Raw genomic sequence first — 12,086 nt, 5'->3', positions numbered from 1 at the left:
CCCTTATTTTGAAAGGAGATTACATGTGTGATTCGAATAACATTTTACACTGTTTCGCGGATATGTTACGAATAATTCGTAATAATGTCGTATCTTTGTTCATAACAGCTTCTAATGTTATCCTATAAATTTCGTTGCCATGAAAAAGTTAATCTATCTCTTTTTTGCCGGTCTTCTGCTCTCCTGTTCCGGCAACCCCAAACAATCAGAGGCAGAAGAGAAACCTGTCGACAACATCATCCGCCTGGCCGATGCAATCGATCATATACGGAAAGTCAATCTGTCGGAACTGGCAGACAGCATCACCTATCTCCCATTGGAAACCCGTAAAGAATGTTTGCTCAGGAATACCAGCTGGTTTAACTACTCTCCTCCTTATATCATATGCAGCCGAACAGTTTTCGACCTGAACGGCCGGTTTATCCGGACCATCGGCCGGATCGGACAAGGACCGGGCGAAGACCCTACGCAATATATGGGTTCTATCTTTACAAAAGGACATTTTTATAGCTATGGACACAAGTTGATAGAATATGATGAAAATGGGAAATTTACCGGGAAAGAAATACAACTGTTGTCAAAGGGCAAATCAGAGTTTGACATACCTGAACAACTGGGCAGAATAGGCTGGGTTGATGATTGGTCACCGGCCGGAAATAATATCTCGGTATTTAACCAACCGGATACAGTCTATACAATAGACCGCGACTTTAACACATTGAAAGCCGAGCGGGCTATCTCTCCTTCCATTCCTAAAGTACAACTGAACAATGTAGGTTATACAGGTATAAAACGTGCTTACACCTGCAACTCAGACAGTACCCTTTTTTATAATTACTACAACGACACGATATACCGGGTGACGGAAAACGGCCTGGCTTCCCGGTGGATCATAGACCTGGGTGACTATAAAATACCTGACGAAGTATCGCTGATACGGCAAAACGAGCTTTTCACCGATGCATTAATGTGTATCCATAAATCCAGGAACAGCGTAGACAGAAGTGCCGCCGTCAAGAATTGTCTTGACAATTGCGAATTAACGCGTCTGACAAAAGGGAAGAAAATGGTCAATGCTGTTTACGATACGGATAATTATATATTTATTATCTGGAATGAATTCGTAGTAAGTCCGGCTTTACGGGGACTGGAAGATCAGGTTTATCCACAAATCGCCTATTATAATAAACGGACAGGTGAAACCATAGCCATAGAAGGAAAAGGATTTATCGACGATATTCATCACAAAGAGACTTTCTTCCCCCGTTTCGGTATCTATGACAATAAACTGTTTGCTTATTTCTGGCCCTACGAGCTACATGAATATATAGATGAAAAGCAGGCCGCCGGCAATAAGGTGGATCAAGCGTTGCTCGATTTATCAGGAAAGGTGGATGACGAAGATAACCCGATCTTTATGATCGCTCATCTGAAATAACAAAAAAGAGCTGTTCCTCGTTGGGCGAAACAGCTCTTTTTTAATAAATAATCGACAGATTAAATTCTATTCAAAATTTCAGTCAGTTTGTCCGGAGTAACATTTTCGGCTATGATAACCCCTTTGTCGTCGATCAGAAAGTTCTTCAAACCTTTCTTCAGGTTAAACTTTCCATACAACTCTGACTTTTTACCAAGTTCTTCATGAAATTGCTTTGTATTGCTCAGTCTGTCCGCTTTTACCGTCTCGGTAAAGATCGATTCTTTCTCATCGAAAGATACAGAATACATAGCAACTCTGTCCGAACTTAACTTGTTAATCTCATTCCATAATTGAACGTTACGGGCCCGCGATTCAGCATCGTAAGCTGCCCAGAAATTCAGCAATGTGTAACGTCCTGAATGATTTTGGAAACTGAAATTGCTTTCGTTTCCCAAAGACTCTATTCTCGGAGCCAGATCACCGGGATTGGTACCCACGGTAGGTCTTGCTTCTTTTGTACCGGACGACATTATTGTAAATGCTACCGCTACAATGAGAACATAAGCTCTTACCTTCATAATTTAATATTTACGTTAAACTTAATCGGAACATACCCTTCAACACTCTACTCGCCGGTCTGCGGTCGGCTTTCCTCTGCATATCTTTATGTCCGACTCCTGATTTTCAGGAAATAAACAAGTGCTTTTCCTTCGCTAAGGAGCCACTTTCTTGTTTTTAACGCTGGCAAAGATACAGGCAAATTACCTATCCTTCCAAACGATATAACATAAATCGACTGAAATGCAAGATTTTTTATATGTTTTATCGCATAAAAATCCACTAAAACGGTTGTTTTATAACATAAATTTAGTTTTCGCTATATACTAAAATCAGGTTAATAAACTCAATAATCATGTATATTAGATAGATATGGAGATAAAAAAAGCCCGATACGGAGTGCATCGGGCTTTTCCCTGTTATTCTTTATCGTAAGGGGAAGGCATCGGCATCCCTTCCTTGATATATTCATCATAAACTACCGTCGGATGGTCCTGCAACGATGTTCTGTTATATTCTTCCTTGAAATTATCACGACGGAAATTTTTCAATTTGAGGTTTTCAGAACTATAAGTCCGCAACGTTTCCTTTCTGTTACCGGTCAATGAACTCTCTATAACGACAGAATCCAATATGTTCAACTTGGGAGTCAACGTAGGAAGCAGTGTCTGCTCCAGTAATCCCCGATAAGCTCCGATATATTCACACCAACAAGAATCACCCCGTTTGAAAATACGGTAGGTATAATTAGACCATGCCGTACGGATATGAATCTCATGTTCCCAGATCTCTACACAGGCTTCCGAATCATAATTAGGATCTTTGATCGTAACTCTTTCAAGGCTGTGCGTTTTTTCCACTACTTTTGTTTGCCATTTGTCTGAATGCCGTACTTCGGCAATAATCTCAGGCAGCTTTTCCTTAACTTCAAACTGAATCTTCATCTCATTTGCCTGCCAGTCAGGACTTATTAAGGTTGCCAGGTTCTAAATTAAATATAACGTCTCTGTAAAAATAACAATTTCATTTGAATTTTTGTTTATCCGGATGCCTGAATTTGCATATAACTTGTTTACCTTTGCCTTATAAAACAAAAAACATGGGACAAAAAGACGAAATTATACTATTAAATATAAATGGAGCCGATCGTCCGGGTGTCACTGCCGCCCTTACTGAGATCTTAGCTAAAAATAATGCGGCTATTCTCGATATCGGTCAGGCTGACATTCATAATAACTTGTCATTGGGTATTCTTTTCCAGAGTTGCGAAGGTAATTCGGGAGATATCCTGAAAGAGCTACTTTTCAAAAGCTATGAGCTGGACGTAAATATCCGTTTCAACCCGATCACGGAACAGGAATACAGGAAGTGGGTCGATATGCAAGGAAAGAACCGGTATATCATCACCATTCTGGGACGAAAGCTGACTGCCAGACAAATTGCAGGAGTGACCCGTATTGTTGCTGACCAGGGAATGAATATCGACGACATCAAGCGCCTGACCGGACGTATCCCTCTGGATGAAGATGCCCGTACTCCGAAAGCCAGTGTCGAGTTTTCTGTGCGTGGTACTCCTTGCGACAAAGAACTGATGAAAGCGGAATTTATGAAGCTTTCTTCCGAACAGGTAATGGATATTTCTTTTCAGGAGGACAGTATGTATCGCCGTATGCGTCGTCTTATCTGCTTCGATATGGACTCGACGCTTATCGAAACGGAAGTGATCGACGAATTGGCCGTTCGTGCCGGTGTCGGCGACCAGGTAAAAGCGATTACCGAATCGGCTATGCGCGGAGAAATCGATTTCAGCGAAAGCTTCGCCCAGCGTTGTGCATTACTGAAAGGACTGGACGTCTCTGTCATGCAGGAGATCGCTGAAAACCTTCCTATAACGGAAGGGGTCGACCGTCTGATGCGTATCCTTAAAAAAGTCGGATTCAAAATCGCTATCCTTTCGGGAGGATTCACCTATTTCGGCAATTACCTGAAGCAAAAGTATAACATAGACTATGTATATGCCAACGAGCTTGAAGTCGAGGACGGCAAATTGACAGGCCGATACGTCGGGGATATTGTCGATGGTAAACGGAAAGCCGAATTACTTCGGTTGATCGCACAGGTGGAAAACGTAGATATACGCCAGACCGTTGCTGTCGGAGACGGCGCAAACGACCTGCCTATGATCAGCATAGCCGGGTTGGGAATTGCTTTCCATGCCAAACCGAAAGTAAAAGAAACCGCCAAACAGTCAATCTCCACGATCGGACTGGATGGCATATTATATTTCCTGGGATATAAAGATTCCTATTTGGACGAACAAATGTAATTAATTAAAAGCGTTTATGGTAAGACACATTGTAATGTTTAAACTGACGGAGTTTGCAACTCCTGCCGATAAACAGGCAAAAATGCAGGAAATCAAAACGGGGCTGGAAGCTTTGATCGATAAGATCGATATATTGCGTATGATCCGTGTCGATTTCAATATCAACCCGGAAGAAACATGGGATATTATCCTGACAACAGAGCTCGATTCGCTCGAAGATGTAAAAACATATGCCAATCATCCTGAACATGTAGCTGTATCGAAAGGAATTATCGGCCCGGTAAAAGCCGACAGGGCATGTGTTGACTACGAATTCTAATACTTAATACTTCCTTTATGAAGGAATTTGATATTGAAGAACGTGTAAAGCTTGCCGTTCAAAACTTTGAATCGGGGTTTAACTGTGCACAATCCGTATTCCTGGCCTATTCGGATGTTTTCGAACTGAATCTGGATATGGCCAAGCAAATGTCTGTCTCTTTCGGTGGCGGCGTAGGCCGGATGCGGGAAGTCTGCGGAACGGTCAGTGCTATGGCTATGCTTGCTGGATTCAAATATCCGGTACTGGATCAAAATGATCAGGAAGCCCGGACAAAGAATTATGGAATGGTGCAAAAAATGGCTGAATTGTTTAAGGAACAGCATGGTACGATTATCTGCCGGAGTCTTTTGCCTGCCGCAGAAGCCAGCCAGACAACTCCTGCCCCTTCTGCAAGAACAGCAGAATATTATGCCAAGCGCCCTTGCTGCAAATATGTGGAAACGGCTGCCCGGATAGCAGGCCGGATGCTGAAAAACGAATTGGATTGATGGCTCAGGCCATCAATCTTATTTGAGAGACATACCCCAACGTCCTGATCTCACTGAATAAATTCATATAAGAAGACTGCGCCTTGACATTCACTTTATAAGTGATAATCGCTTTATTCTGCTCATAGATTGATTCGAACGAAACACTGACAATATAAATATTCTTTGATTCCAATATCTTACGAACCGCTTTCAGGTCAGGTGTTGCTGTTGTACAAATAATAGTCAGGATCTTATTCACTCCGTTCAGGAACATTCTTTTTTCAAGCTTTTCAAGGCTGACCAGGATAACCAATGTAAGGCCTGTCCCTATCAATGCCGGTACATACATCCCCGCTCCCACAGCCAGACCGATCACGGCCACTACCCAGATACAGGCAGCCGTTGTCAATCCGTGAATACTTCCGTGACTTTGCATGATCGCCCCGGCACCAAGAAAGCCGATGCCGGTAAGTACCTGTGCTGCAATACGTCCCGGATCTCCATTCAGAAAATCAGGATAGCATTGCGGTATCCAGATGGAAATAAGCATAGCGGCAGCCGATCCCATACAGATCAGTGTAAATGTACGCATTCCGGCTTCACGGCGGCGGAATTGACGTTCTATACCGATAATAGCACCCAGAAAGAAACTGACAAGTAGTTTGACAGCTGCGGTTGAGGGTGTTATAGTTGTATTTTCCAATATATCATTAAGATGTTCAAACATATATTCTCCTGTTTTAGTTATTGGCAAATATAACCAATTATTTGAATATCTCTATATGTCGGAGGCTGCTTCCATACAAAGAAAAAAGGTTCTATATCTCAATTTTTTAAGGTAAATTTGCCGGTTCAAACGCAAAATATGAAACAGACATTGAAAGAAAACGGAGGTCTGCCAGCTTCGATACTCTGGACATTATCTATCGTAGCCGGTATATCGGTAGCCAATCTTTATTATAATCAACCGCTTTTAAATATGATACGGCGCGATCTCGACGTATCCGAATTTACAACCAACCTGATCGCAATGGTTACCCAGATCGGTTATGCGTTGGGACTGTTGTTTGTGGTACCGCTAGCCGACATGTTCAAACGTAAAAAAATCATTATAACCAACTTTACCCTTTTGGTGCTATCGCTGTTAAGCATTGCCATGGCCCCCAATATTCATATTATCCTGATCGCTTCACTGGTCACAGGTGTTTGCTCGGTAATTCCGCAGATATTCATTCCTATCGCCGCCCTCTATTCCAAACCGGAAAATAAAGGACGTAATGTCGGACTGGTCGTTTCGGGATTATTATCCGGGATATTGGTATCGCGAGTGATCAGCGGATTAGTCGGAGAACTGTTCGGATGGCGTGAAATGTACTACATTGCAGCCGGATTGATGATCGTCTGCTGTATTGTCGTGATCACCGTACTACCGGATATACGCCCGACTTTTACAGGGAAATATGCTGAATTGATGAAATCCTTGCTTTCCCTCGTAAAAGAATTTCCGGCGTTGCGTATCTATGCTGTCCGGTCCGGACTGGCTTTCGGCTCTTTTCTGGCGATGTGGTCATGCCTGGCATTTAAGATGGGGCAAGCCCCTTTCTTTGCCAATAGCGATGTTGTCGGTATGTTGGGACTTTGTGGGGTTGCCGGAGCCATGTCGGCATCACTTGTCGGGAAATATGTAAAGAAAGTAGGCGTCAGATGTTTTAATTTCTGGGGATGCGGATTGATATTGTTATCCTGGTTATTACTTTATTTCGGAGGTAGTTTTTATACTTCCATCATTGCGGGTATAATTATTATCGATATCGGCATGCAATGCATCCAGCTCAGTAACCAATCGAGCATTTTCGAGTTATGTCCGGCTGCATCGAACCGGGTAAATACCATATTCATGACCACTTATTTTGTTGGCGGCTCACTGGGAACCTTTCTTTCCGGGACAGCCTGGCAATTGTTCGGTTGGGCCGGGACAGCCGGTGTTGGGGTCTTACTCTGCTGTGCTTCCCTGTCGGTCACTTTACTATCAAAAAGGAAAATATAAATAATATAGTTTATAGTGAAAACAAAAAAACGGAGAGACTTAACTTATCAGCCTCTCCGTTTTTGCTAAAGAATGAATATGTTTCACTTATATTTTTGAGATCTCAATAACCCGGCTAGCCAATTGTCTGCCGGAAAATACCGGTATACCTACTTTCATCAGGTATTCACCGGAATAAGTCTTTCCATTACATCTCAACACCGATTTAGTGTTCGGTAGTAAATTAATCTCCTTTATCTCGTACTGAGCGTCCGGATTCAACCCCTGTAAACGCACTGACTGTAAATTTTCAGCATATCGCGGATGGATATCGAAAGCAAAAAGAACAGCTTTATCTACAGCCTCATTTACATACATTACAGCCGAATGATTTCCATCATAAGGGGATACGAGACGGTACAGATCACCTTCCATAATTTCCTTATTCAAACGGTTGAAGTTTTTCACAGCTCCTTTGCAATATTCCTGTTCTGCCGGGGTCATATCATGAATACGGATATCGAAACCCAACTTACCCATCATCGCAACATCCGTACGAAACTTCACACCAGCCCCTTTGTTCCAGCTTGTTACATGCGCTGCCATTGTCTTTGACGGGAAGAAATGAGAATATCCCCACTGGATAAAGATACGTTCGATAGGGTCTGTGTTATCACTCGGCCAGAACTCGGTAAAATATTTCAATCCTTCATAATCCGTACGTCCGCCACCTCCGGAGCAGAGCATCATCGGCAGATCCGGATATTTTGCTTTTACACGTTCCAATACATTATATAAACCTCTCACATGTTCTATGTACAAATGAGATTGTTGATCTTTTAAATAAGGGGAATAAATGTTGGTAATCGGACTATTACAATCCCATTTAAAATAAGCGATACCCGGATATTTTGTCATCAGATTGTCCACAATACCAAATACATAATCCTGAACTTTCGGATTACTGAGATCCAATACCAATTGATTTCTGAAATAATATTCTTCCCTGTTCGGCAGATGAATTACCCAGTCTTTATGCTTTTCATAGAGTTCGCTCTTCGGATTTACCATCTCCGGTTCAATCCACAGACCGAATTTTATCCCTTTACCGGTTGCTTCTTTCACCAATTTCCCAATGCCATTCGGTAGTTTTTCTGCTGTTTCATCCCAATCACCCAAGCCCTGGCGGTCGCTGTTACGCGGATATTTGTTGGCAAACCATCCGTCGTCCAACAGGAACATATCGACTCCCAGCGATTTCGCTTCATCCATAATATCGACCAACTTGTCTTCATTGAAATCAAAATAAGTAGCCTCCCAGTTATTCAACAATGTCAGACGTGATTTATCACCGTCTTTCACCTGGTATTTACGAGCCCATCTGTGAAAATCGCGGCTTGCTTTCCCTTTTCCTTCCGCACTGAAAGTAAATATAAATTCAGGAGTACGGAATATTTCTTTCGGTTTTAATGAATATTCTGATGCATAGTTATTTATACCTGAAAGAATACGTAAATTATTCAAGTTATCGACTTCAAAGGTAAACCGGAAATTCCCTGTCCAACCAATTGTCCCGAAAAGGACTTCACCCTCATTTTCTTTTGCCTGTTCGTCCAAAGCCAGTAAAAAGAAAGGTGAATTGAACATATTTGCACGACTTCCCAGCTTCGTATCCAAAACTTTTTTACCGAATGAAAGCTGTTGTTCCGTCATATTGACTTCGTGTGCCCAGTCACCTGCAAATTCCGTGAGAAAATACTTGCCGCTATTCAGATGCAACATAGAAGAAGCATAATTATAGAGCGTAACCGGCTTTTTTTCCTGATGGGATATTTCTGTATATGTCTTGATGATGTTTTCTTTGGCATAAGCTATAAAATAGAGGTCTACCATTACGGGATAAACTTCATCTTGCAGCTTAATGACAGTTTCTGTAGCTCCCGGCTGCAACTCCCGGGTTTCGGAAGAGATATATTTCAGTAGCAGGGAAGGATTGCCGTCATTATGCAATACGCGGATAGCTGGTTCGAAATAATCTTCCATACCATGCGCAATATAGGCTTCATCACCCATCGGCAACTGGTCGATATCACTGCTGAAACGAAGTTTTTGCCCTAAATATGATTGGTATAAACGACCGTTATCACCTACTTTATAGATCAGGCTAATATTTTCCGTTGTAATAGGAATAACTGTTTTGTCACTGGCTTTCAACGATATAGATAAAATCGTCAATAAGATTAAAAGAAATAATTTGTTCCTCATACTATTATTTTACTTGGTTTACAATAAATACATTACATACTTAGAAATCGAAAAACAACTATCATACTATCATTTTCAAGTATAAATACCTATAAATCTAAGCTTTACATAATGATAGTTCTTATTTTCAACTATCATTTAACTATCATACAACTATCATAGTTTCCGGATATAATCAACGAAATCATTCGTGTGGCAAGTTCTCCGACGATACTTGTGCTTTCCATAAACCCTATTGTCTTTTTTTACAAAGGTCAGTAGTTAAACTGATCGACACCCGGATCTCAAAGAGGTTGACACCCGGGTGTTGACCCTACTGACACCCGGGTCTACCGATCGGTAGCATCCGGATGTTACAAGCAATAAACAACTTCCTTCCGTAAAAAAAACAAGGAAGTTCTTCTGTTTAATAGTAAGTCTTATACTTCCAAAGCCCCAATAAGCTCTTTTACAGACTTAAAACCATGCCTGTCGAGGTAATCGTTCATACCATCGATCACTTTTACCGATACAGTCGGATCAATAAAGTTATAAGTACCGATCTGTATGGCAGTAGCTCCGGCCAGCATAAACTCGACGGCATCTTTCCAGTTGGAAATACCACCTAAACCGATGATAGGAATCTTCACAGCCTTGTACGTTTGCCATACCATACGGAGAGCAACCGGCTTTACACAAGGACCGGAAAGGCCACCGGTTATTGTAGATAATATAGGTTTACGCTTCTCTGCATCGATAGCCATACCAAGCATGGTATTGATCAGCGAAACAGAGTCTGCACCTTCAGCTTCGACAGCTTTTGCTATCTCGGTTATGTCTGTTACATTAGGAGAAAGTTTTACAATAAGGGTCTTAGGATAAACCTTGCGGACAGCCTTCACGACTTCGGCAGCACCACAGGTTGTCACCCCAAAAGCCATACCGCCTTGCTTCACATTCGGACAGGAAATATTCAGTTCGATAGCGGGAATTTTATCCAATTCCGCTATTTTCTCTGCACATTCCACGTATGTTTCAACAGACGATCCGCTCACATTTACGATCATATTAGTATCGATATCCTTAATAGCGGGATAGATATTATCGACAAAATATTGGGCACCTTTGTTCTGCAGACCGACGGCATTCAACATTCCGGAAGGAGTTTCTGCCATACGGGGATACAGGTTGCCTTCGCGTGGCTGGATAGTTGTTCCTTTTACAAAAATACCGCCCAGTCTCGAAATATCCATAAAGTCTGAATATTCGACTCCGTATCCAAATGTTCCCGATGCAGTCATTACCGGATTCTTCAACGGCAAATTACCTATGTTTACATTTAACTCAGCCATGTCAATTTTTCTATATTAAATACGGGACCTTCAGTACAAACACATACATGACCTTCTTTCGTATTCTCCACACAGCACAGGCAAGCACCTATACCACAGGCCATTGTATTTTCAAGCGAGACTTCGCATGTGATCGATTCGGCAGCTGCATATTTGGCAACAGCTACCATCATAGGCTTCGGTCCACATGTGTAAATTCTATCAAAATGAACGTTTTTCAATACGGAATGGTTTGTTACATAACCTTTTTCTCCGAGAGAACCATCTTCGGTAGTTATGTGAACAGTTCCGATTTTCGTAAACTCATCCAGTTGCAATACATCATCCTTTGAACGCGCTCCCAACAGAAATACAGGTTCAAAACCGGCATTCTTCAGGGCAGCCCCCAAACATAACATCGGAGCCGTACCGACACCACCGCCAATAAGCAGGAATTTCTGATTTTTATCTCCGGCAGCAGGAATTGTGAAACTGTTCCCAAGCGGCAACATAATATTTACAATATCTCCGGGACGGTATTCTGCCATACGACGTGTTCCGTCGCCAATCAACTGGATAAGCAACCACAATTCATTGGTTGTTCTATCTACAAAGTTAATTGAAATAGGTCGGCGTAGAAATGTTGTAGGAGAGTTATCCACCAGCACCTGAACGAACTGTCCGGGAAGCATTTCCGGTAAAGTATCGTCGCTGGTTAACTTCAGCAGGCAATAATTTTTATGAAGGCGGTTGTTTTCTGTGACCTTCATATCTAACATGTACTTCTTCATATAATATGATTACTCAATTTCTATACAAAGATACATGAATAAGATGTATATAACAATGTTGGCCTAGTCTTTCTTGTTTTTTTCAGACGTAAAAGTCTCAAATGTATTATCAGAATAAAATATCATTATCTTGCTCACATTTCTGACAGGTTGTTCCGGTAGCACAATTTGTTCAATTACAGGCTGTTTAGGTGTGTTTACAGGTGTCTCAACCCTAATTTCCTTGCGATATTCGGGAGAATCCGATAGGTTGGGCGGATTTATCGTTGTATTTGTAAACAAATTGGGTTCAGTTAACACATGTTCGCGCATCATATTGCCTTTACCGAATAAAAGCCAGTCGGAATCTACATATGTGAATCGTTCCAGAATTTTTATCAGCACATCCAGGCTGGGATTATTCCTGCCGGATATAATATGCGACATAGCCGAACGTTGGATACCGATTGCTTCAGCAAATTTAGAAGGAGTCAGCCCTTCATGTTCCATTACTGCTAAAATACGATCTTTCATACTAAAATACGATTTATATATCAAAAATCACTGCCAATATGACTGTTTACAAGCATATGATACAAAAATAAATATAGACACAAAG

Annotated in this window: 12 protein-coding genes; 5 read left to right on the top strand and 7 right to left on the bottom strand. The window is 41.7% G+C overall.

Annotated features, from left to right (window positions below; genetic code table 11):
* Positions 1 to 139 precede the first annotated feature (139 nt).
* The gene (locus DWX23_RS00855; RefSeq protein ID WP_122373057.1) at positions 140 to 1,438 is read left to right on the top strand and encodes a 6-bladed beta-propeller; all 1,299 of its coding nucleotides are present in this window, start codon (positions 140 to 142) and stop codon (positions 1,436 to 1,438) included.
* A 59-nt stretch (positions 1,439 to 1,497) separates the two neighbouring features.
* Here DWX23_RS00855 and DWX23_RS00850 read toward each other — a convergent pair whose 3' ends face one another.
* Complete coding sequence (locus DWX23_RS00850) at positions 1,498 to 1,998, bottom strand: thioredoxin-like domain-containing protein (RefSeq protein WP_122352787.1); 501 nt, start codon at positions 1,996 to 1,998, stop codon at positions 1,498 to 1,500.
* A gap of 399 nt (positions 1,999 to 2,397) precedes the next feature.
* Entirely contained in the window at positions 2,398 to 2,922 is a 525-nt protein-coding gene (locus tag DWX23_RS00845) for a hypothetical protein (protein WP_122352786.1), read from the bottom strand.
* Positions 2,923 to 3,077: 155 nt separating this feature from the next.
* On the opposite strand from DWX23_RS00845, the gene serB reads away from it, so the two are divergent.
* The 3 genes from serB to DWX23_RS00830 are packed head-to-tail and all read left to right on the top strand — an operon-like array spanning position 3,078 to position 5,114.
* Positions 3,078 to 4,304 (top strand): phosphoserine phosphatase SerB, encoded by a 1,227-nt coding sequence (gene serB / locus DWX23_RS00840; RefSeq protein ID WP_122352785.1) that lies wholly within the window; start codon positions 3,078 to 3,080, stop codon positions 4,302 to 4,304.
* A 16-nt stretch (positions 4,305 to 4,320) separates the two neighbouring features.
* On the top strand, positions 4,321 to 4,623 hold the full coding sequence (locus tag DWX23_RS00835) for a Dabb family protein (protein ID WP_122352784.1): 303 nt from the start codon (positions 4,321 to 4,323) through the stop codon (positions 4,621 to 4,623).
* 17 nt (positions 4,624 to 4,640) lie between these two features.
* A complete protein-coding gene (locus DWX23_RS00830) occupies positions 4,641 to 5,114 on the top strand; it encodes a C-GCAxxG-C-C family protein (protein ID WP_122373056.1) in 474 nt (157 codons plus the stop codon).
* 4 nt (positions 5,115 to 5,118) lie between these two features.
* Here the strand turns inward: DWX23_RS00830 and DWX23_RS00825 are convergent, their stop codons facing one another.
* A complete protein-coding gene (locus DWX23_RS00825; RefSeq protein ID WP_122352782.1) occupies positions 5,119 to 5,823 on the bottom strand; it encodes an MgtC/SapB family protein in 705 nt (234 codons plus the stop codon).
* Positions 5,824 to 5,961: 138 nt separating this feature from the next.
* Between DWX23_RS00825 and DWX23_RS00820 the strand changes: the two genes are divergently transcribed.
* Positions 5,962 to 7,143, top strand: coding sequence for an MFS transporter (locus tag DWX23_RS00820; RefSeq protein ID WP_122373466.1), 1,182 nt, complete (start codon positions 5,962 to 5,964; stop codon positions 7,141 to 7,143).
* An 87-nt stretch (positions 7,144 to 7,230) separates the two neighbouring features.
* Here DWX23_RS00820 and DWX23_RS00815 read toward each other — a convergent pair whose 3' ends face one another.
* The 4 genes from DWX23_RS00815 to DWX23_RS00800 all read right to left on the bottom strand — a co-directional run bounded on the left by DWX23_RS00815 (position 7,231) and on the right by DWX23_RS00800 (position 12,001).
* Positions 7,231 to 9,387: an alpha-galactosidase gene (locus tag DWX23_RS00815; RefSeq protein ID WP_122373055.1), complete on the bottom strand. Its 2,157-nt coding sequence runs from the start codon at positions 9,385 to 9,387 to the stop codon at positions 7,231 to 7,233.
* A gap of 419 nt (positions 9,388 to 9,806) precedes the next feature.
* Positions 9,807 to 10,718 carry a dihydroorotate dehydrogenase gene (locus DWX23_RS00810; protein WP_122352780.1) on the bottom strand — a complete coding sequence of 304 codons (912 nt, stop codon included), beginning with the start codon at positions 10,716 to 10,718 and terminating at the stop codon, positions 9,807 to 9,809.
* Entirely contained in the window at positions 10,706 to 11,488 is a 783-nt protein-coding gene (locus DWX23_RS00805) for a dihydroorotate dehydrogenase electron transfer subunit (RefSeq protein WP_122373054.1), read from the bottom strand. Before DWX23_RS00805 ends, DWX23_RS00810 begins: the two co-directional genes overlap by 13 nt.
* Positions 11,489 to 11,551: 63 nt before the next feature.
* Positions 11,552 to 12,001, bottom strand: coding sequence for a helix-turn-helix domain-containing protein (locus DWX23_RS00800; RefSeq protein ID WP_183669933.1), 450 nt, complete (start codon positions 11,999 to 12,001; stop codon positions 11,552 to 11,554).
* Positions 12,002 to 12,086 lie beyond the last annotated feature (85 nt).

This window comes from Parabacteroides sp. AF18-52, from assembly GCF_003479145.1.
GTDB classification, from domain to species: domain Bacteria; phylum Bacteroidota; class Bacteroidia; order Bacteroidales; family Tannerellaceae; genus Parabacteroides; species Parabacteroides faecis.
This window is presented reverse-complemented; position numbering and strand designations above follow the sequence as displayed.